Here is a 20513-nt window from a genome sequence, read left to right as displayed (position 1 = left end):
CAGCCCGCCCCCACCGACGCCCGCGCCGCCGAGCAGCTCACCACCCACCAGCTCGTCGAGCCCGGACCATGACAAAGGCGCGCAGGCTGACCAGAACACGCCGGTGGACCTTCCCGGTGGTGGGCTGATCGGGCTCGGCCTGGCGTTGAGCATTGCCGTCCTGCTCGTCCTCGCGCGGCGGCGCCGCCGCGCGCGCCGCACCCCGACCGGCCGACTCACCCCAGCAGAAAACCACCCGGGGCCTCCCGATCCCGCGCAGCCCGGCTCGGTGATCGCCACCCTCGACCACGCCGTGCAGCGCGCCACACACCGTCATGACACTGAGCCGGACGAAGGCGAGGACGAGGATGTTCTCGACCGCAGCGACCGGGCCGACGCCCTCCCGGCCGGACGACGACGGGTCTGGCCACCACCCGCGCCGGTGATCACCGCCCACACCGACACCACCTCCCAGGCGCTGGACCTGTCGGCCACGACCGGGCTCGCGCTGACCGGCCCCGGCGCCGCGCCTGCCGTCCGCGCCGTGCTGGCCACCGTGCTGGCCGTCGACGCGCGCTACCCGGCCCAGGCAGTGCTCGCCGACCCCGCCACCGCCGAGCTGGTCGCCGGAAGCGACGACTTCGCGCTGCAGCAGGCTCCCGGAGTCGAGGTCGCCGACGACGAGACCGCGGCGCTGGCGCGGCTGCGCACCGAACTCGCTCGCCGGACCCGGCTGCGCGACGACCACCAACTCGACGCCGACCTCCACCCCGACGAAAGCCACCAGCACCGGCCCGGCGAGAGCACCGAGCCGGTGCAGCTGCTACTGGTGGCAGCCCGCCCGTCCCCACCACATCGACGCGAATGGGCCACGCTGCTCGACCAAGGCCGCGCGGTCGGCATCCACGCCCTGCTCCTAGACGCGCACCTTCACCAGGCCGGCGACTTCACATACCTCACCCTCGACGCCGACGGCACCATCACCGCCGCGCACGGCCCCGGCACCGAAGCGGTGGCCGGAGCGCGAGCCGAAACCCTCACCCCCGCCGAAGCAGACGAGATCTGGCACCTGCTGGCCGCCGCCCGCACCCCCGCGCCCGGCCAACCCCGCGACGACACCACGCTGGACGACCAGTGGAAGGCAGACGACGCTCCCGGCGATCGCGGCGTGAACTCCGATACCGCCGCCAGCGCCCCGCACGACACGGCGCGCACCACGACGGCGAACGAGAACGAACCGGCCGCGGTGGTGCAGCTGCTCGGCGGGGTGCGCGTGCACGCCTACGGCAGCCACGTCCGTGGACTGCGCGCCCGCGCCCGCGAAGTCCTGGCCTACCTCGCCGCCCACCAACACGGAACCACCGCGGACACGCTGCGCGAGGCCGTCCTGCCCGACCAGCCCGCCGCGCGCCTACACGAGGCCATCTCCTACGCCCGCAAGGCGCTGCGCACCGCCACCGGCGAGAACGAGGCGGCGTTCGTGGTCGCCGAGTCCGGCCTCTACCGCCTCGACCCCGACGCCCTCACCGCGGACGTATGGGCTCTGGAAGACGTTCTTACTCGCGCCCGCACCAGCAGCGACCCCGGTATCCGCCTGGAGGCACTGCGCCGTGTCGTGCGTGTGTGCCGGGCCGGAGCACCGCTTCAGGGCGCACCGTACTCGTGGGCCGAACCGGTGGCCGAGCACTGGCGCAGCCAGGCTGTCGACGCCCTCGTCGCCCTCGCCAGCGAAGTCCGCGAGCACAACCCCGACGAGGCGCTCGACGCGCTGGCTGTGGCCATCACCTGGGATCCCTACACCGAAGCCCTCTACCGCAGAACCATTGCCCTGCAACGCGATCTCGGCCGCCTGGATGCCGCGCAGGCCACCTACCGGCGCCTGCAAGCCAATCTTCGCGATCTTGACCTCGAACCCGATCCCGACACCACCGCACTGCTCGATAAAGCACCCGTTCCGCAGCACTAAATTTCGCGGTTCCGCTCTACATAAAGGTGTGTTCCACTCCGGTCCAGACACAACGAAATGCCCAAAAACATCGGCAACCAGGCCCCGTAATGAGTATATACATGTTCCGTCGACACAACCACATAGAACCGCGTCGGCGGACGAAAGAGCTCACACTCCAGCAATTCACCTCATCGCAACGAGCGCAGGGCTTCCGGCAACCAGTCCCATTTGCCGGGGCCCATTCGAGGGCGGTACGGCCGCCAAGGACGGTGTCAGTGGGGGGTCATCCGGGACGTCGTCCTGGACGTCGAAGGCACGTCGTCTTAAGGATGACCCCCCACTGACCCCCTTGCGCCCCCAGGCATCGCAGCTCAATCCGCCTTGCGCCGGGTGGCCGACGAGCCAGACTGGTCACGATAACCACTCCGTACGGGGCCTCACACCTCACATGCTGCTCACCTCCCTGCGGCTTCCGCCGCTGTTTTGTGTCGCAATGCGACACAAAACAATTCCGCCAAAAACGGCGGAATCTGTGCCGCAATTCCCGTCGTGTTCCCGCGTCGCATACGCGCGTGCGCGCGCATTCCCGCACCTCACGCGCTCGGCGCGGCTAGCCAAAAAACCCCGAAAAAACCCGGCGCCCGACTATTGTGTACCGCTAGCGCATCGAGCTAGCGTGGAAATATCAGCGGGAACGAAAACCGCAAAACCAAAACAATTCGGCACCCCGGCCGAAATATGCCCGAACGGTAGAACGGGGAAACACATGAGCACCTACGCCCAATTTGTGACCGGGCTGGATGCCACCTGGCTCGGCACCCTGCAACCTGACAGCTACCCCGCGGGCGTGGCCGCGGTCGGCCCCGCGCGCCTAGCCCTAACCGCCACCGACCCTGATGCCTACCGCGCCCGCAGCTACGCGCCCAGCGCCGGGGGCCGGGAACGATCACCGTGACCGACAACCCGAACTCACTCCGGAACTGACCGCCACCCCCGAGTCACCACAACGTACGCCCGCGACATCACGCAGCACCGCAGGAGTCCACAATGGATTGCGAAGAAAGCGATAACGGAGATCATGTCCGACTACCACCAGTTGCTCGCTGACTACCGGTTCACCCGCGTCAACGACGGCACGACGTTTCGAAGCCCCGATGGGCTGGCTTCGGTGAACGTGAACGACCAGGACGGTTCGCTCACTGTGACAGCGCTGACGGCCTTCAGTCCCCAGCTCATCCGCTGGAAGGTGGTCATCGACAACGCGGAACCGGACGTGCTCGACAACGCATCCGTCGACATCCTCGACGCCGCCCTGTGCGCGGCCGACCCACAACTAGCTAGCCGTGTCCACAGTGGATAGTGTGAGGTGTGATGACAATGGAAGACATTCCCACTACCGAAACCATGGCGAACGGGCACGCGTACCAACCGGCGGGCGTGTACGGCTCAGGGACGTTTAGCGCGATCTACCACCGTGCCTACGATTGGGGACTGCCGGATTACCAGGCGAAAGCGATGGCCGCGATCGCGTGCGAGATGTTCGGTGATGCGGCGAACGTCGCCGAGAATTGCATCCAACAGGTCAAGGGCGAATTCGACTACGGTGAACGTGGCCGTTATTGGTGCGAATACTACGGTTCGCTGCCCTGGATTCCATCACTCAAGAGCTGGGTGTAGCTGGGCAGTCATCGGCATGGTAGACACCGACCGTAAGAGTCCACAGTGGACAATGAGAGGTAGTGATCATGAACGAGGTGTTCAAGGCTGGCATGAAAGCGCTCCGCGAGCACAGGCCCGCGAGGTCGAGAAGGCGTCCGTTCCCCCGGAGGATTTGCTCGACCGCACGATCACCCGGCGCGATGTCCAGCAGTACGACGTCTACTTCATCTGGGGTCCGGGCCGTGACATCGCCAGCCGGACCGATTGCGGGCACGGCTACTACCTGACCGATTCGTGCCCCTGCTGCGACGCCGAGGACGACAACTAGACAAGAGTCCACAGTGGACTAGACGTTAGAAGGGACGGCACCGATGACTACTACGGAAACCGGCGACCAGCCCGCAGCCGCGGCAGGCGCCACTGACACCGTGATCCAGACCGTGCGCCTGCTGTGCGGGCACGAATTCCGCTACCCGGATTTCCCGAACGCTAGCGGAGTCTGGCTTCGCGCGAATCGGCGCGGCATGGCGCTGCGTGACGTGCGACCCGACCGGCGACACCACACCGCGGATCATTGCCGTGCACAACGTACCGACGACCGATCATGCGCCCGGTGCGCACCGTCGCCGGTGTCACTGAAAACGGCATGGTCAACCAACACGACCAGCCGCTCGTCAACGTGCACTACGCCGAACCGGCCGACGAGAACTGGGGTGCCGCGAACAGTGGTCCTGGGACTCGGAATGGCACGTCATCGAACCCGACATGCCAGCTCACCAGGCGCCAACCATATGAGTCCACAGTGGACTCTCGACCGCACCCGGAGGTAACCCATGACCATGGCGGCGAACGACTACCGTCACGCACGCACATTCCGCACGATCCGCGGCGCGAACGTCGATTACCGAGCCACCTACTACAACACCCGTGCTGCGCGTGACCGGGCCGCGCAGCGCGACGCCGACCGCGACGCCGGACCGTGCAGCTCGAGCTGTGGGATCGCGACCGTCCCCAGGACGATGGGAACTGCGGATGGGTGTGTGACGGGTTCGCCGAGCCGCGCCCGACAGAGGCTCGCGCGACGGTACCGCCCGTGCAGCGGAATGATGTGGTGCCCGGTGGCTTGATCGTGGTCGCGGTCGAGTCCGTCGGCCCCGGCAGTATGGAGGGTTGCTGGGATTGCGGTCGCGCCCTGGTCGAGGGCGAGGTGGTGGTGCGGGTGTGCGAGCTGGCGGCGCCGGAAGAGCGCTATGTCCTGCACCGGCAGTGCGGCGTGCTGCGCTACCAGAACCGACCCCGCTACGGACACGTGCGCGAGCACACCGAGACTCTCGCCCGCCTCGGCCGGGCCGTGGACGCCCTAGTCGAACTGAACATCCCCGGCGGTGAGTTCGAGGAGCTGATCGACGAGCTGGCCGACTCCTTCGCGGCGCTCCGCGCACTTGTCGAACACTGACACGGCGTGATGCCGTACCGAGCAACGCGGGCACACTTGAAGTCCACAATAGACGGTTGGCTCCAGGTGTGCCCGTGCATGCCCTCGCCGTGGTGAGCTGCCCGGCCCCGGTCACGGGTCTGTCATGTGTCGGTCGAGGTGCTGCTACCCCGACGGCCTCGGGTTGGCCGTCGGGGTAGCGGTTCGCCGCCTATGCGGTCCAGGTGAAGCTGGCCGGGCTGTCGCCGTCGGCCGGGGTGATGGTGATCGTCCAGGGCCAGTCGCAGCCCACACGGCCGGGCAGTTTGCGGTGGTCGTAGCGGCGCCCGCAGCGCATTGTCAGGGGCCGCTCGGGCACCAGCCGGTGGTAGGCCAGCAGCGGCGGCGTCGACCCAGGTTCGGTACCCGCAGCACGGGTAGGTCGGCACGGCGTACTGGATCCTGTTGCGGCGCACGAGCACGGCGGGCTCGGTCGTGGTGTCGCCGCGCCGGTAGGTGCGGCGGGTCATCGTCGCCGCCCCCCGTTCGACGGTCGCGTGGGTGATCCAACCGCGGTGCGCCGCCCGCAACAGCGGCAGCGGGTAGGGCGGGGTGAACTGCATGAGAAGTCCTTCCTGCGAATGGGCATCGACCGAAATGGCGGGCGGGGGAGCCTTCGAGGTCAGCGGCGCCCCCGCCCGGCCGGGTGGCGGTGGTTAGTCGGCGTCGGCGAGCTGGTAGCGGCGTGGCTCTTCCTGGACCACGGCGACGGTGCCCTTCTCAGCGAGCTTGTCCAGGGCGTTGCGCACAGCGCCGGAGGATCGGACCAACTTGCGGCCGATCTCGCCCGCGGTGTAGGCGTTGTCTCGCCGCTCCGGTTCGGACAGGAAGTCCTCGACCAGGCCGTGCAGCGCGCCCTTGGGCAGCCTGCCGCTCGGCGGCGTGTCCGTGGCCGAGGTCGCCGTGGTGGCCTCGGTGTCGGCCGTGTCGTCCTTCATGCGCCGGGGCGCGGTGGCGTCGCGCTTGCGGGGTTTCGCGCTGTCGTCGACCGGCTCCGGGGGCGCCCAACGGGTGGCGGCCTTGCGCCCGCCATCGTCCTCGCCGGGCAGCCGCACGGCGTGGCCGTCGGTGGCCCACACGGCAAGGAGCTTGGTCGTGGTCGAGCCGCCGATGCCCGCCAGCTCGGCCAGTTCCCGGGCGGTCTTGCCCGGGTTGCGGCGCAACGCGGTGCGCAGCCGGTCGGCGGCTAACGCGCCAGTGCTGCCGTTCGCCGCGGTCTTGGTGGTCTTCGTGGTCTTTCTGGTGCGTGGCATGACGATGCACTCCCTTTGAATCGGGTATTGGTTGTGGATGGTCATGCCCCCGGGGGCTGTAGCCCTCCGGTGCGCTACCGGGGTCGTGCGGGCTACGACGTCCATCAACACTCCATCCCGACGTGAAGTCAACGGGTCCGTCCAAACAAGACATACGTCTTTCCGTAGCGGCCGTTTTCCGTTGGGGGACTTGACGTTCCTGCGCTTGACATTCCGCGTCGAGTCGAGCGTCCATCTGGTGGCCGGAACACCCGGCACACACCACGACACGGAAGGAACGCCGACCCATGAATGCGCCCCTGTTCGCCACCCTGTCGGTGCGCGCCGGCGACTTCGACGTGCACGGCACGTTCGGCTCGCACGGCGACGCGGCGTCGGCCGCCGACTGGCTGACCGACGAAGCCACCTTCGCGCACCCCATCGCGTTACACCCGCCCGACACCGACCCGCTGACCACCCGCGCCACCGCCGACATGACCGGCGACGTGATCGAGCTGCCCGCCGCGGTCGCCGACCTGCTCACTGCCCACGACCACGACCCGGACCCGGCGGGCGCGGTGGTGGTGTCGCTGCTGATCGACCCGCCCGCTCCGCGGCTGGCGTTGTTCGTCGGCCCGTTCGCCACCGTCACGGCGGCGCGGGCCTGGATCGCCGAGGCGACGAATGCCGCGCGGTCGGGCGCGTACCGCGCCGGGCTGCGGATTCACCCGCTGCGCCGCACTGACCTGGTCCCCGTGGCGACCGTCGCACCGGGGCCGGACACTGCGCCAGGCGTGGCCGAGGGGGTGGCCTGACATGGCTGTCCGGCTGGAGGTCGCCCCCGCCACACCGGCACCGGCGGACGGCGTACGAGGCCTCGCGGACCTCCGGGTCGCCGAAGCGTTGGGCCGCGAGGCCGCGGTGCTGATCGCCGACGGCGGCATCCCGGCGGTCCCGATGCGGATGCCGCCTGGTGCCTGGGCGTTGCTGGTCACTGCCGCGGATCGGTGGGCTGCCAGCGGCGAGGTGGTGCTGTTCGCCGGGGAATGGTGCGAGGAGTACCTGGCCTCCGGGTGCGATGGCGACCTCGTCCTCGGGCTGGCCCCGCCCGCGGCGCCCGATGCCGACGACGATGCGGTGGCTGTGCGGCTCGCGCTGGCCGACCACGGCCGGTGGGTGCCCGCGGGAATGTGGGCTCGCCTCGGCCGTGACTGGCCCGCCGCGGTGGCCCCTGCCGCCGCAGCCATCAAGGGCAGCTACATCGATGCCGCGGAAGCCGATCCGCCCGCACCGTGGCCGATGTGGGTGTCCAGTAACGGGTCGGTGGCGCGAGGTAGCCTGCGCGACCTGCTCGCCGCGGGCCTGCTGGATGCGGGTGAAGAGTTGGCCTACCGGCGGCCGGGTCTCGGCGTACATCGCACCGGTCAGGTGACCGCGCAGGGCATGCTGCGGCTGGACGACGGTCGCCTGTTCACCACGCCCTCGGCTGCGACCACCGCGCTGGGCAGCCCGCACCAGAACGGATGGCACTTCTGGTTCCGCGCACGTGACGGCCGAACCCTCTGGGAACTCCGCGACGACTATAAGTCCATTATGGACGGACGTCACGCTGTGGGGTGAGGTGCCCGCATGACCCCGGGTGCGGCATGCCGAGTGCCCACACCGGACGCGAAGCGGGCCGTGCTCGCAACCTGCCGCGGCCCGTACTGGATGGCCCCGGTTCGTTATGCGCCCGGCCTGCTCGCCATCGGCGCCACGACTGGGAACTGCGGGTACGAACCGCCGACGGCGTGGTGTGCTTCGTCGCATTCCATACCGCCAGCGAACCCACCAGGCCGCGCCCGGCTGCGGGTGGCCGGAGGCGGGCTGGCCGCCGCGGAAAGCACTGGCGCGTCGCGTCGCCCGGCGGTACACCGGCACTCCCATGTACCGCGTCGGACCACCGCGCATTACACAACGCCGCCCACGAGCTGGCCGGACTCGGCGTTGACCTTCGCCGCCCGAACGAACAACGCCTCCGACGCGCGGCAACCAGACCTGGCTCAACCCGAATCACGGGTGCTCATCGAATGCCCACCCGGATCTCTCGGTGCCCGTCTACGGGGCACATAGCGGCGGCCCGTTCTGCTCCCGGTAGAAGGCTGCGGGTCGACGGGTTGTCCGCTGGCTCGACTAGGAAGTGCAAGTGCGGGCCGGTGGACTCGCCACCGTCGCCGACCTCGGCGATCGACTGTCCAGTGTGGACTTTTTGGCCGACGGCGACGAGGTTGCGGTTGTTGTGGCCATACGTGGTGATCACCCCGTCCGCGTGTTCGATACGGACCCACAGGCCGTAGCCGCTGGCCGGGCCGGAGGCGATCACGCGCCCGCCGCTGGCCGCCACGATCGGGGTGTCGATCGGCGCGGTGATGTCCTGCCCGCGGTGGAATTCCCGCCCCGCGGCCCGAAGCCCGAGGTGCAACGCCCCGCGGTCGGTGCAACCCACCCTCCGCTACTCGGTGGAGTTTGGGGCCGGGGCGCAGGCCACGCCGGTCAGCGCGCCGACGATCTGTCGCGCCGCCTGCTCGTTGTTGGCGTACCGGTCGGGGAAGCCAGATGCTTGCACGGCTTGCGCGGCGGGGGCGAGGCCCATCTGTTGCCAGTTCGGCACCGCGAGCAGGTGCCGGTAGAACTGGCTCGCCGCGTAGGTGGGGTCGGTGACTTGTTGCGCGTTGCCCCAGCCCATCGAAGGGCGCTGCTGGAACAGCCCGAGTGAGTCCCGGTCTCCGTAGTTCAGGTTGCGGAGCCCGGACTCGGTGATCGCCGTAGCGACCGCGATCACCCAGCCGTATTCGGGAACCTGGAGCTGTTTGCCGACGGCGACGATGGTGGCGGCGTTGGCCATTTGGTCGGGGCCGTACCCGGCCACGCCGCCGGTGGGTGTGCCGGTCGTGGGACAGGCCATGACTCCGCCTGGACCGCTGCTGGCCACGTCGGTGCCCAGGACCGCGCCGAGGGTGGCGGAGAGGAGCAGGACCGGCGCGAGCGCTACGCAGCCTGCGGTCACGGCGAGTTTCACGCTGGCTTTCACGCGGTCCTCCTCATCTGTCGGCGGGGCCTCGGGTGCGGGCGAGGTCAGCCAGGCGCTGCCGCTGCCGGGTGTGCAGGGGCAGCCAGACTGGTCCGGCCGGGGCGTGGAGGTCGTCGGCGCTGGCGGTGGCGATGCGCCAGCCGACGTCCCCATCGGCCAGCGCGGGGGCAGTGTGGTCGACCGCGGCCAGCCGGTCACGCAGATTCGCCTCGCGGGCGGACGAGTGGAGTCCGAACAGCACCCAGAACCCTTGGCGTTGCTGGGTTTTCCGCGCCGGACGTGGGCCGCCCGCACGGGCGAGTTCGGCGTAGCCGTCAAGTTTCTCGATCACACGGGTGAGCGGTTCGGTGCCGGTGTCGTGCTCGTAGCAGACCACCACCTGTGCGCCCTGCTCGCGGTAGACGATCAGCGCATCGGGACGGGCCAGGCCGCCACAGTCAGCGGCGGCGGACCGTTCGCCGTGCCACAACCGCAGCTCGGCATCCTCGCTGCCGCGGGTGTGCGCGGCGAGTGCGGCGAAAACGTCGTTGAGGCCGAGCAGATGATCGAGGCGGGGGTCGGTAGCCAGGCGCAGCACCTGCTCGCGGACCGAGCTGGGCCGGGGTGGGGCGAGGCCACGCATGGCGGCGAGCACGCCGTGCCCGGCGACACCGAGGGTGTAGCGCCAGCCGGTAAGTGCCCCGTTCGCGGCGGGGTGACGGAACCGGTCGAGCACGTGCCAGTGCCACAAGGCGAGCAGGCGCCGCTGTGCCCGGTTGAGGTTGGGATACGGCAACAGGTCGGCGATCTGGTTGCTGGTGAGCACGCGGTGCTCGTCCAATAGCCGCAGCAGGCTCCGGTCCCGTTCGGTCAGCCGGGACGCCAGCCCGACCGGGTCGGCGGCCCCACCCCGGTGGCGAACCCGGCGGCGCGCAGGATGGCTCGTTGCGGGCCTGTTTCCGTTGTCAGGCATAGGAATCCTCCAGTAACGGCCTGCGGGGTGACGACCAGTGCATCCGTGGGGATGCGTCAGTCGAGGTCGCCGTCGAGATCGACGTCGGTGCCTTCGTGCGGGGCGCGGGTGGCGAAGGTGCGGCGGCTGCGGGCGCGGTCACGAGTGGCCCGGTCGATGCCGTGCGCGCGGGACGCGGCGCGCAACTCGTCGGCCCGACCCTCGATCACCGGCGGCGGAGCGATCGTGCGCAGGGTGAATCCGGTGGTGTCGCGGTTGTCGACCGACAACCGGCACGCGGCCTGAAACTTGGCCAGCCGGGTGAGATCGCCCGCGTCGAGGTGCGGGCCGACATGCGCGGCCAAATGCCGGGCATCGTCCGGGGAGACGCCGAAGAACAGCTTGTTGCGGGCGTTAGCGTCCAGCGCCTTGGCCAGGGCTGGGGTGAGCTGGTCGAGGTGCTGGTGGGCGAGCACCCAGCCGAGGTGGTAGCCGCGGGACTCGGCCAGCGCATCCCCCAGCGGCGTGGGCAGGTTCAGGAAGTTCTGTGCCTCATCGATCAGGATGGTCGCGTCGGCGCGGGTGTGCTCGGGCTGGTGCGACCGGCCGAGCGCGGCCTGCCAGAGCGAAGCCACCAGCAGCGACCCGACCAGCCGCGCGGAGTCCTCGCCGAGCTCACCCTTGGGTAGCCGGGCGAGCAAGATCCCGCCGTCGAGCACGTCGGCCGGATCGAACGAGCTCGTGGCGGTGCCGAAGAGGTCGGCGACGAACCGGCGGGCAGTGACCGCGCGCAGCTTGGACAGCACCGGACCCGCCTGCTGCGCCGCGGCCGACGGTGTGAGTTTGTCGTAGGCGGCCCAGAACGCCCCGATCCCGGTCGGGTCTTCCCGCCGGATCCGGCGGGTCGCCTCTGTGCGGAAGCGGGAATTGGTGAGCAGCAGCGGAATGTCAGCCAGCGTGGAGCCGGGCCGCCCGATGAGGGTGTAGGCCGCGGCGCGCAGCGTGTCCTCGACGCGCGGCCCCCACCACGAGGAGAAGATGCGGTGCAGAGTGGACACCAGGTGCTCGGCGACGGTCTCCCCGCCGAGCCCCGCGGGGTCTAGCACGTTCAGGGCCGCAGGCGCGACTTCTTCGTCGGGGTCGATGAGCACGAGTCGCTCGCCGGCGTCTTTGGGCATCCGGTCGAGCAGGTCGCGGATGAGATCGCCGCGGGGCTCGATGACCGCGACCCCGCGCCCGGCCTCGATGTCGGCGAGCGCGAGGTGTAGCAGCTCGGTCGACTTGCCTCTCCCGGTCGTACCGGCGATGTGCAGGTGGTGGCGGGCATCGACCACGGGGAGCACGACCTTGCGCGTTGGCCCGGCGTCGGTGAGACCGAGGGGTTTCGGTGTGCGGCGGCGTCGGTCGCTGGCCGGGCGCAGCGTGAGCCGCGCCGGACCAACTACCGCCGCGGAGTCTGTGCGTCGGGCCGTGGAGGCGGGTTTCTTGGTGGTGGGCAACGACAACTCCCTTTCGCTGTTGGGGGAGTTAGAGGCGGCGGGTGGTGTGCGCGGGCGCGGGCACGCTGCGGGCCTGGCCGCTGGCCAGGGCGTCGGTGCGGGCGGGCAGGTGCGCCAGCGCCGCCAGTTCCCCGGCGGACAGCAGCGCCCCGCGGCGCAGCCGCCGCGCCGCGACGACTGCCCGGGGTTTGGGCAGGCGGTGGCGGGCCAGGGCGTTGCGTCCGGCCAGCAGCGCGAAGGCGCCGAACAGCGAGTCGGCGATCCCGCGGACTCGGTCGGCGGCCTGTGGCCCGTGGGCGGTGGTGGCGGCGTAGTAGCGCAGCGCGACCTCCCATTGCGGCTGTTGCTTCTTCGCCCGGATCTCCCGTAGCTCTTCGGTCTGCTGCGGGTCCAGTCGCCGGGGCGTGTGGTCGCTGGTGGCGGCGGTGGAGTTGCTGCCAGTGACGATCTCCATCACCTCGCGCACCAGCACCGACACGAAGCTGGCCAGCGCGGAGCGGCGTTCCGGTCGACCGGAGTGCAACCGGTCGACCGTGCGACGGTAGCGGCGCAGCCTGCGTCCGACCGCGGGCCGAGCCAGGATCTGTACCACCGCGGACTCGCCCTCGGCGAGCTGCCCGGTCACGGCTTCCAGCGCCCGCAACGGATCGGCCGACTCGTCGCGCGACTCGGGCACGCGCAGTGGCAGGTGCTCGGGCCGTTCCGGGCGCACGCTGCCCCCGGTGACTACCAGCCTCGTGGTGCTCGCGTGCGCCGCCTCGCCGCTCTGCCCGGACCGGGGCGTGGTTGGGGTGTGGTCGAGGACGAGGGTGCCGGGCCACGCGGCGCGCAGCGCGGCGTCGATCCGGCTGGTCGGCACCGGCCCCGGCAGCCACACGCGGACGGTGAGATCCATGCCCGCGGCCAGGTGGTACTCGAGGGCCAGGTGCGGCACCGCGGTGAAGAGGCGTTTCCAGCGCGGTGGGGCGAGGCTGGGCAGGTCCCACCACAATCGGCGCGCTCCAGCTACTGCCGCGGCGGGGTCGATTCCGGCTGGGGGCAGCACGGTCACCACCCGCGCCCTGGCGTACCACCGGCGCCGCGCCGCGCGCCGCAACCTCTCCACTACGGCGAAGCAGGCGACAGCGAGCACCGCGAGCACCATCAGCAGGACGAGGTGCTGCTGCGTCCACGTGCAGGCGCGGTTCCAGGCCGTGCTGAGCGCATCGGCTATCGCGGACGTAGGGTTGGTGATCGAGGCAGAGATGTTCGAGGGTGTGCTCATGGTTCGACGTCGTCCTCGTCCTCGGTCGAGATTCCTGCCAGGAACTCCGGGTCAGTCGTGATTAAGCTGTCTTCCTCGTCGGAGGCCAATGCGTGGAAGGCAACCCGATTCGTGCCAGAGACCAGGAGCGCTTCGCCCGGCCCCGCAACGAGCAGGTAGGTGCGTTCCCCATCGGACAGGCGGAAGGCTTCGGCGATGGTGTCGATGGCCTGAGTGGACTGTCGCAACAGGACTTGCGTGGAGGCATTGGACACGATCGCCTTGCCCAGGTCCGTGGAGAGCACGTCTCCGGCGTCTTGGGAGACGAACGCCAGCCCGGCCCAGTACTTGCGCGCCGATTTCGCCAGCCGGTAAAGAAACTTCGCAGCCTCGGGCTGGTGCATCAGCAACCACGCCTCGTCCACCACGACCAACCGACGGCGCCGGTGGTGCGGATCGAGCACGCGCCGCCACACCGCATCCAGCGCGATCAATGTCCCGACCGACTTGAGCTCGTCGGGCACGTCCCGCAACGAGGTCGCCACCAGATGCCCGTCCGGAGAGCGCGTCGTGGGGCCGTCGAACAAGCCGGAGAACGAACCCGACACATACGGCGTGAGCCGCGCCGCGAGGTCTGCACCGGCCGGGTTGCCAGTCTCTGTGCTGTCGTCGTCGAGGGCGTCGGCGAGGTCCGCAAGCACCGGGGCGGGGCGCGTCCAGGTGCGGCGGTCGGCGGTGATACCGACCCGGCCGTAGGTCGCGGTGACCGCGCGGTCGAGCACCGCCCTCTCCTGCGGCGACAGCGGCTCGCCCAGCATCACGGCGAGCAGCGTGTGGATGAACAGCGACCGGCGGGTCAACGCGTCCGGGATCTGCTGCGCCCCGGGTGGCAGGTCGAACGGGTTCAACCGCACGCCGGGTGCGCCGAGGTGGAGATAGGTGCCGCCGACCGCCTCGGTCAGGCGCTGGTACTCGTCTTCGGGGTCGATGACGAACACCTGCACGCCGACTTCGCCCTCCGGGGTGGGCCGGTGCGGATCCGGGTAGAGCGAGCGCAGGGCTTCGAGTTTGGTGAAGTAGGACTTCCCCGCGCCGGAACGGGCGAGGGTCACGGAGTTGTAGTTGTCCTGGCCCCAGCGGTCCCACAACACCAACCCGTTGCTTGACGCGTTGACGCCGTACAGGCGACCGGTGAGCGGGGCGTGCGGCGACGGATCCGCCGCGGGCAAATCCGGTGACGTGAACGGGAAGCTCGCGGCCAAGGCGGGGGTGTCGAGGGTGCGGCGCATCCTCAGGAGGTCCACCCCGAGCGGCAGGGTGGAGGTCCAGCCCTGCACCGACCGCCACGCTGCCGGTTGCGCGTCCAGCAGCAGCGAGGACGCCAGCGACCGTACCTCGTCGACTTCGGCATCGAGATCCTCGCGTGTGGGGGCGTGCACCGTGAGATACAGCCCGACACGAAACAGTTTCGACTCGCCGCGGGCGAGGGCGAAGGCCATGTCTGCGGCGTCTGCGGCGGCGGCCTCGGTCTCCGGGTCGTCCAGCTTGCCCTTCTCCGCCGCCGAGCGGCGCGCGGACTCCAGGCGGCCTTGTTGCTTGCGCAGCCGCCTCGCCGCGGTCGCGGGATGGAGCGGGTCGATGTGCACCGCGACGTCCAATCGGCCGGGGTAGGACAGCAACGGCTCGAGCCACCCGGCGCCGACTTCGGCCGGGTATCCGGTGATGGCGAGGGTGGCGGTGTAACCGTCGCCGACGCGCAGCCACCGCGGCCCGACCTCGACCGCGTCCGGCCCCGCCACCGCGCCCGCCCCGGCCCCGGCCCCGGACAAGCGAGGGCGGCCGAGTACACGGCGCGCGGTACGGCGCAGGAGTCCGCTGGTGCTCTGTGCATTCATCGGTTAGACCTCCACGTCCTCGGCCACGTCGACGACCGTGTCGCTCGTGGGTGGGTGCAGCGCAGCTGAGTGCTGGAGATCGGGCTGGGCGGTGACCACGCCGGAGGCGGTGCCCGCGCGGGTGGCCTGCGGCCCGCCGTTGGGGTCAGCGGCAGCACCGAGCACGGCATGGGCGTGGGCACCATCGAGCGGGGCGACCACGACCTCGCAACCCCTCAACGCACGAACTGCTTCCTGCGCGCGCCGCGCTACGGTCTGCGCCGCGCTCGTGTCGCGGCCATGCCGTGCGGTGGCGGGTTGCCGGACGACGACCGTGACGTGGCGGCGCAACAGATCCCGGCTGGCCGACAGCTCGCGCAGGAAGTCCACGTGTCCCAGGCAGGCTTGTTCCAGCGCGGGGTGTGGAAGTCCGCCGGCCTCGTCGGCGAGCGTCTCGAGGTAGGGTTCGAGGTCGAGGCGCTGGGCGCGCACCACGATCTGCACCGGGCCGGAGAGGCTGTGCAGCCAGCGAGAGAAGCCGCCGATGAGCGCGTTCTGTTCCCCGGCGGTGCGCAGCCCGAAGTTCACCGTGGAGCAGGCCGCGGCATGCGCGGTGCCATGTTGCGGACCGAGGTCGATCGCGCCCTCGGGCGAGATCGCTTCGGCGGGAAGTCGCAGTGGCGCAGGCAGTGGTCCGGCGTTCGCCGCGATCCAGGCGGGTGCGTCGGGCACGGTGTCACCGCCCACGCTGTCGGCGGGCACCAGCCGTGTCGGGCTGCACCTCTGCTTCAACGCGGCCAGCAGCCACGCATCCAACGTGAGTCCGTCCCGCCGCACGGTCACCACCGCGAACGCCAGCCCGGCGATCGGGATCGCCACCACGGCGAACACCACCGGCGATATGTGGCTGTGCGCGGACTGGTACAGACCCCACAGCAGCAGCCCGGTCACGCCGAGAATCCCGGCCTGCCGCGCGGTCAACCCGAACACGATCTTGTCCGGCTTCTCCACATCGGCGGGCACCCGCGCCGATATCGGTACGTCCTCGTCGCTGCGCATCAGCGACCCCCTTTCTTCGGGTTGTGTGGTTGTGGTTTCGCCGCTCCGGCGCGCGGCGCGCCCGGCTGTTGCCGTGCCGCGCCGTGGCCCTTGCCGTTGCCCGCGCGTGCGCCGCGGCTTGCCGCGCTCGGGGTAGACGGCGCGGCACCGGGTGCCTGGAACGTGGGCGTATACACCTGCGGCGACGGGCTCCGGCGAGCCGCCGAGGCCCTGCCGGTGCTGCGCGGCGGGGTGCGGGGCATGGTCCGGTCGCGGGCTTGGCTCGCGGTCGCCGGGCGCGGTGCCCGCGACGCTGCCGCCGACCGCGTCCGCGCGGTGGTGGACCGGCGTGGGCCGGCTGGCGAGCCCCAGCGGGTGGACTCGATTGGCGGCGCCACGCTCGCCGCGGACGGTGTGGTCGACATCGGCGCGGGCACGTACGCCACGGATGCCGGAGCGAACCCGCCGTCGCTGAGCGGCTGCTGGCGTTCACGGGCAGCGGTACGCGCGTCGCGGGCCATGCGTGCGGGCGCGGCCCACGCACGGGCGGCACGCTCCCGCGCCGCCCGCGCGGCGCCGTGGGTCATTCGTTGCGCACCGGTGCCGAACGTCGCGCCTGCGCGGCGACGGCGCGCCGCACCGCCAGGACGTCGGCCACCGGTCGGGCCACGACCCCGCGGCCGTGCCGATGCGCTCCCGGAACCGCGTCGACCGGTCTTGCCGTGGGCCGCGGCGGCGCCCGCGCCCTTACCGACGCCGAGCACGCCCATCCCCTTGGCGAGCAGCGCGTACTTCACGATCGAGGCGATCGCCGAGCGCCCACCGAGGCCGACCTGCTGCATCACCCAGGACGGGATTTTGATCAGGATGAACAGCAGGACGACCGAGATGACCAGGTTCATCAGCCCACCCGACACACCGAGCAACTGGCTGGCGCCGGGGCCGGAGGTGCCCTGGACGAAGAACACCTTCACGAACACGATCAACGTGATCGCTTGCAGGATCTGGATCGCCAGCACTCCAAACAGCGCGCGCCACCAAAGCTTGGCGATGCCCTCGGAGTAGGGGGAGGAGTGACAGACCAAGGCGAGTGGCCCGGCCACGACGATCACGATCGTGACGGTCAGCCGCAGCACATACAGCGCGAGCAGCACCACGGCCAGGATGAGCACCACGAGGGCGACCAGGATCATGAAGATCCCGCCCTGTTCGAGCTGGCGGTGGATCTCGACTTTCACCCCGGTGGTGATGCCGCCCGACGAGTCGCCGGACAGGATTCCGGTGGCAATGCCGTTGACGAAGCTGATCGCGAGTCCGATCAGCGACAGGCTCGCATTGACCGCGATGAAGCCGACCACGATCCGCGGCAGCGTCTCCTTCACCGTCACCCGGGTCTGCAACGTCTCGTGTGAGGCGACCACGATCCCGCCGACGACCACGAACAAGATGAACAGAGAGTTCGCCACCCAACGGGTGATGTCCCACAACTGCGAGATCTGCGGGTTGCCCGCCAGATCCGGGGTGGTCATCGAGGTCCGGCCGACCAGGTCGAGCACCGGGTCCATCGCCGAGGTGACCAGGTTGGTGAACCACGTGTTGATCGCCTGCCCGGCCTTGCACACGATGTCGAGCCACCCGCAATCGGTCGCCCCGGACTGCGGCTGCGGCTCCTGCTGCTGAGGCGGCGGTGGCGGCGCCACCGGATGGTTCGGGTCGACCACGATCGGCGGCGGCTGCACCGAGCTCGACGAGGGCGGTGGGATCGGCGGGTTCCACGTCGGCGGTGGCCCGCCCGGGTTCGGCGGTGGGGGAATCTCGCTCGGCCATCCCAGGTCGGGATTCGGCGGCAGCGGCAGCGGAACCGACGGGTTCACCCTCGGCGGCACCGGCGTCGGCGCGGGCGGAGGGGACGGGAGCGGAATCTCCGGGCCAGGGGTGGCCACGGGCGGCAGCGGCAGCACCGGAGGCTGGGCGTGCGCCTGCCCGACCGAGGCACTCAACAGCGCCGCGACGAACGCGCACACCAGCCCCACCAGGACCGCGACGCGCAGCCGTGCCGCACCCCGCCATGTCCGGTGTCGCCATGCAGTGGTGCTCACCATGATGGGCGTCGGCATCGGTCAACCCACCAGGCTCTGCAGGATGGCCGCGAGAACCGGTGCGAGCATGGCCACCCCGTAGCCGATCGCGGCGTTGCGTAGGCCCTTCTTCGCCCGCTCGACCTCGCCCGGGTCACCATCCGCGGTCAGGTACCGCACCCCGCCGATCGTCAAGAACAACGTGGCCAGGCCAGCCGCCAAGCCAATCAGGAAGTTGCGAAGCCGGTCGATGACATCCGCGAGCGACCCGGGAGGTGCCGCGAGGACCACCGTGTCGGCCGACGCGGGCGCGACGGCGACGAGCAGCAGCACCCCCACCACGCCGCCCAGGACGGTGACCGTGCGTAGCGCGCGCATGGGTATGCTGCGCGGGCGGCGCGGTGATCGCCGAAACATCCAGGCTGACATCCAGGATCCCTCCCGAGGACACCGGTCGCGGGTGGGCGAGGTGGATGTGAGGGGAATCAGGGAGCCGGTCACCGGCCCTGCGGCCCGGGGTGCCCAGCGGATGCGGCGGTGGCGGGCACCTGCCGCAGTGCGCGTCTGCCCGGTTCTCGACCTGATTCCCCTCACACCGCTCTAAAGCGGGGTTCAGGCCGACTTTTTGCAGACGGATTTCGACTTTTTTGGCGGGCGCTCGGCACCGAGCCAGAAAATGAGCGCGGACTCGGCCCTTTCCCGGGCGCGAAGCACGCGGAAATACGAGTCACCTAATTTTTCGGCGGCCTCGTACAGGTGCATTTCATCCAGCCGGGTGTCCGCAATCAACGAGGCTTCGGCCTCGGTGAGCACGCCGTCGCGCACAGCCTCGGCGAGCACCAGCTCGGGGTGGCCCTGGTCGGGCTGGCGCGGCTCGAACGACTCCCACCGGGGCACTGTGCGGGCGGCGTAGTCCCACTCCGCCGCGCGCCACTTCGCCCCAGCGCGCTGCGCCGCCCACACCAACCGCGGCCCCAGCGAACCCGCGTCCGGATCGATCTCCTTCAGCCGCGCGGTGAACCCCGCCAGCATCTCCGCGTCGATGTCCTCGACATCGCCGCTGTAGCCGGTCGCCAGCTCCCCAGCCGCCTTGCGCAACCCCGGCATCGCGACACCGACCGCGCCGAGCACCCACGCCGGATCCTCGGTCTGTGCGGCGAGCACCAACTGCCGCCACACCGCCTCCCGGGCGGCTTCGGTGGTAGCCCGGTCCAGCAGCACGTCGCGCAGTTCGACCAACGGCACGCGCTCCTGCGGCAGCCCGAGCCCGATCCGCTCGCAGTCGATAGCGAGTGGCTCCGGGCCGGTGCACAACAGACGGAACGCCGACTCCGCGGCGTCCATCGCCGAGACGAACTCCACCGAGTCGACGCTGGTGTCACGATCGCGGTGGCGGGCACGGGATGGCTCCCGGAGGCGGGCACCCGAGTGCATGGACGGCATCGCAGGACTCCCTTGTGCGAGCCGATCCGCGGGAAACAACCGGGCGGATCGGTGTGGACGGGGACGCCGTCCATGCCGCCGGAGCCCGCTTGCGCTTTCCTTCCCTGTTGATCTTGAAAACCGGGGCGCAAGGAAACCGCAAGGGATCACCCCGATCGCTCAACACCGGTTGCCGATCAGACTCGCGTACCGTTTGACCAGCGGCGCAAGGAAACCGCAAGCGCCCGCCGAGCGGTCACCGATCTCGCCCAAAGTTCTCCGAAAAAATCTTGAAGACCCGGTCGCTGAGTCGCTTGCAGGCTGGTTGCTTGCGCAGGCAGCACGCGGAACAGGGTGCGGCGAAGTGGGGCGCGGATGCCGGACTCGGGGTTGTGAACGCCGCCGTGAGCGACCGCCCCGACACGGCCCCGCGCGGCCACGTCTGGGGCGCTCGCGGTGGAGCCGGGTGATGGCTCCAGCGGCGCCGGGTGGACACGACGCAGGCATTCGCGGGGCAGCCGCGCCGCGGCTCGCGCGGCGGGTGTGAGCGGACACCGGAGTCGGTGCGCCGCCGCCCTGCCAGCCCTCCGAAGTTCGCGGTGACTCGACCGTAACGAGGCACGGGCGTGGGTATCCTGCGCGACGCGTCTCGCGGTCCGATGACGCTCGTTCGCCGGGGCGCCGCGCACCGGACGTTGCTCGTTCGGTCCCGGCCCGCGCCCCTGCGGCGCGAAGCCGTGCACTATGCGCCGCCCGGAGCGCGAGCACCGGGCATCGAAGGCGAGAGCTTCGCGGGTGAATCCGACACCGTGACCGACCCGGTCCCTCAGCGCGCGCGGCCCTCCGCGGCGCGCAGCGCGAAGACTCCACCCGGGTGTGCGCGCCCCGCTGACCGTGCCTCCTGCCGGGCGCGAACGCAGGCGCTCCTGTGGTCGGCGCGCACCCTCCGGTTGTGACGCCAGCGCGGTTGCAGGGGCACTGCGATGCCCGGGACAGGCGTCACGCCCACAGCAGCACGCCCGCCGAGCAGGGCGCGTCGGGCCGTCCGGAAAAAAGTTCAAACTCG

General features: G+C 70.4%; 19 protein-coding genes. 8 read left to right on the top strand and 11 right to left on the bottom strand.

The window, feature by feature from the left end:
- From GKO32_RS29970 to GKO32_RS29945, 6 genes are all read left to right on the top strand, one after another.
- On the top strand, positions 1-1945 hold a 1945-nt coding region (locus GKO32_RS29970), incomplete at its 5' end, for an AfsR/SARP family transcriptional regulator (RefSeq protein ID WP_281354402.1).
- A gap of 769 nt (positions 1946-2714) precedes the next feature.
- Positions 2715-2882: a hypothetical protein gene (locus tag GKO32_RS29965; protein WP_154760266.1), complete on the top strand. Its 168-nt coding sequence runs from the start codon at positions 2715-2717 to the stop codon at positions 2880-2882.
- 123 nt (positions 2883-3005) lie between these two features.
- Positions 3006-3287, top strand: coding sequence for a hypothetical protein (locus GKO32_RS29960; RefSeq protein WP_154760265.1), 282 nt, complete (start codon positions 3006-3008; stop codon positions 3285-3287).
- Between the two features lie 17 nt (positions 3288-3304).
- Complete coding sequence (locus tag GKO32_RS29955) at positions 3305-3604, top strand: hypothetical protein (RefSeq protein ID WP_154760264.1); 300 nt, start codon at positions 3305-3307, stop codon at positions 3602-3604.
- Positions 3605-3656: 52 nt separating this feature from the next.
- Positions 3657-3914: a hypothetical protein gene (locus GKO32_RS29950; RefSeq protein WP_154760263.1), complete on the top strand. Its 258-nt coding sequence runs from the start codon at positions 3657-3659 to the stop codon at positions 3912-3914.
- 765 nt (positions 3915-4679) lie between these two features.
- Positions 4680-5042 carry a hypothetical protein gene (locus GKO32_RS29945; RefSeq protein WP_154760262.1) on the top strand — a complete coding sequence of 121 codons (363 nt, stop codon included), beginning with the start codon at positions 4680-4682 and terminating at the stop codon, positions 5040-5042.
- A gap of 674 nt (positions 5043-5716) precedes the next feature.
- Here the strand turns inward: GKO32_RS29945 and GKO32_RS29940 are convergent.
- A complete protein-coding gene (locus tag GKO32_RS29940; RefSeq protein ID WP_154760261.1) occupies positions 5717-6313 on the bottom strand; it encodes a MarR family transcriptional regulator in 597 nt (198 codons plus the stop codon).
- Between the two features lie 287 nt (positions 6314-6600).
- Here GKO32_RS29940 and GKO32_RS29935 point away from each other — a divergent pair, with 287 nt between their 5' ends.
- The gene (locus tag GKO32_RS29935; RefSeq protein ID WP_154760260.1) at positions 6601-7107 is read left to right on the top strand and encodes a hypothetical protein; all 507 of its coding nucleotides are present in this window, start codon (positions 6601-6603) and stop codon (positions 7105-7107) included.
- Between the two features lies 1 nt (position 7108).
- A complete protein-coding gene (locus GKO32_RS29930; RefSeq protein ID WP_154760259.1) occupies positions 7109-7912 on the top strand; it encodes a restriction system modified-DNA reader domain-containing protein in 804 nt (267 codons plus the stop codon).
- A gap of 442 nt (positions 7913-8354) precedes the next feature.
- Here the strand turns inward: GKO32_RS29930 and GKO32_RS39420 are convergent, their stop codons facing one another.
- The 10 genes from GKO32_RS39420 to GKO32_RS29880 all read right to left on the bottom strand — a co-directional run bounded on the left by GKO32_RS39420 (position 8355) and on the right by GKO32_RS29880 (position 19468).
- Positions 8355-8777, bottom strand: a complete 423-nt coding sequence (locus GKO32_RS39420) for a M23 family metallopeptidase (protein ID WP_312868778.1) — start codon at positions 8775-8777, stop codon at positions 8355-8357.
- A 6-nt stretch (positions 8778-8783) separates the two neighbouring features.
- Complete coding sequence (locus GKO32_RS39415) at positions 8784-9362, bottom strand: hypothetical protein (RefSeq protein ID WP_154760258.1); 579 nt, start codon at positions 9360-9362, stop codon at positions 8784-8786.
- Positions 9363-9372: 10 nt separating this feature from the next.
- Complete coding sequence (locus tag GKO32_RS39410) at positions 9373-10314, bottom strand: replication-relaxation family protein (protein WP_154760257.1); 942 nt, start codon at positions 10312-10314, stop codon at positions 9373-9375.
- Between the two features lie 56 nt (positions 10315-10370).
- Complete coding sequence (locus tag GKO32_RS29910) at positions 10371-11792, bottom strand: type IV secretory system conjugative DNA transfer family protein (RefSeq protein ID WP_154760256.1); 1422 nt, start codon at positions 11790-11792, stop codon at positions 10371-10373.
- 28 nt (positions 11793-11820) lie between these two features.
- Positions 11821-13056: a hypothetical protein gene (locus GKO32_RS29905; RefSeq protein ID WP_154760255.1), complete on the bottom strand. Its 1236-nt coding sequence runs from the start codon at positions 13054-13056 to the stop codon at positions 11821-11823.
- Complete coding sequence (locus tag GKO32_RS29900; RefSeq protein WP_154760254.1) at positions 13053-14930, bottom strand: VirB4 family type IV secretion system protein; 1878 nt, start codon at positions 14928-14930, stop codon at positions 13053-13055. The genes GKO32_RS29905 and GKO32_RS29900 overlap by 4 nt, the downstream gene beginning before the upstream one ends.
- Positions 14931-14933: 3 nt before the next feature.
- Complete coding sequence (locus GKO32_RS29895) at positions 14934-15968, bottom strand: PrgI family protein (RefSeq protein ID WP_208024587.1); 1035 nt, start codon at positions 15966-15968, stop codon at positions 14934-14936.
- On the bottom strand, positions 15968-18064 hold the full coding sequence (locus GKO32_RS29890; RefSeq protein WP_154760252.1) for a TrbL/VirB6 family protein: 2097 nt from the start codon (positions 18062-18064) through the stop codon (positions 15968-15970). Before GKO32_RS29890 ends, GKO32_RS29895 begins: the two co-directional genes overlap by 1 nt.
- A 3-nt stretch (positions 18065-18067) precedes the next feature.
- Positions 18068-18403 (bottom strand): pilin, encoded by a 336-nt coding sequence (locus GKO32_RS29885; protein WP_246244932.1) that lies wholly within the window; start codon positions 18401-18403, stop codon positions 18068-18070.
- A gap of 234 nt (positions 18404-18637) precedes the next feature.
- Positions 18638-19468 (bottom strand): hypothetical protein, encoded by an 831-nt coding sequence (locus tag GKO32_RS29880; RefSeq protein ID WP_246244930.1) that lies wholly within the window; start codon positions 19466-19468, stop codon positions 18638-18640.
- Between the last annotated feature and the right edge of the window lie 1045 nt (positions 19469-20513).

This window comes from Amycolatopsis pithecellobii (assembly GCF_009707865.1).
GTDB lineage: Bacteria > Actinomycetota > Actinomycetes > Mycobacteriales > Pseudonocardiaceae > Amycolatopsis_E > Amycolatopsis_E pithecellobii.
This window is presented reverse-complemented; position numbering and strand designations above follow the sequence as displayed.

Excerpts from the sequence above, each read along its gene's own strand:
- GKO32_RS29960 (WP_154760265.1), top strand. The coding sequence starts at position 3,006 with ATGTCCGACTACCACCAGTTGCTCGCTGACTACCGGTTCACCCGCGTC.
- GKO32_RS29955 (WP_154760264.1), top strand. The coding sequence starts at position 3,305 with ATGGAAGACATTCCCACTACCGAAACCATGGCGAACGGGCACGCGTAC.
- GKO32_RS29950 (WP_154760263.1), top strand. The coding sequence starts at position 3,657 with ATGAGAGGTAGTGATCATGAACGAGGTGTTCAAGGCTGGCATGAAAGC.
- GKO32_RS29940 (WP_154760261.1), bottom strand. The coding sequence starts at position 6,313 with ATGCCACGCACCAGAAAGACCACGAAGACCACCAAGACCGCGGCGAAC.
- GKO32_RS29935 (WP_154760260.1), top strand. The coding sequence starts at position 6,601 with ATGAATGCGCCCCTGTTCGCCACCCTGTCGGTGCGCGCCGGCGACTTC.
- GKO32_RS29930 (WP_154760259.1), top strand. The coding sequence starts at position 7,109 with ATGGCTGTCCGGCTGGAGGTCGCCCCCGCCACACCGGCACCGGCGGAC.
- GKO32_RS39410 (WP_154760257.1), bottom strand. The coding sequence starts at position 10,314 with ATGCCTGACAACGGAAACAGGCCCGCAACGAGCCATCCTGCGCGCCGC.
- GKO32_RS29905 (WP_154760255.1), bottom strand. The coding sequence starts at position 13,056 with ATGAGCACACCCTCGAACATCTCTGCCTCGATCACCAACCCTACGTCC.
- GKO32_RS29900 (WP_154760254.1), bottom strand. The coding sequence starts at position 14,930 with ATGAATGCACAGAGCACCAGCGGACTCCTGCGCCGTACCGCGCGCCGT.
- GKO32_RS29895 (WP_208024587.1), bottom strand. The coding sequence starts at position 15,968 with ATGCGCAGCGACGAGGACGTACCGATATCGGCGCGGGTGCCCGCCGAT.
- GKO32_RS29890 (WP_154760252.1), bottom strand. The coding sequence starts at position 18,064 with ATGCCGACGCCCATCATGGTGAGCACCACTGCATGGCGACACCGGACA.
- GKO32_RS29885 (WP_246244932.1), bottom strand. The coding sequence starts at position 18,403 with ATGCGCGCGCTACGCACGGTCACCGTCCTGGGCGGCGTGGTGGGGGTG.
- GKO32_RS29880 (WP_246244930.1), bottom strand. The coding sequence starts at position 19,468 with ATGCCGTCCATGCACTCGGGTGCCCGCCTCCGGGAGCCATCCCGTGCC.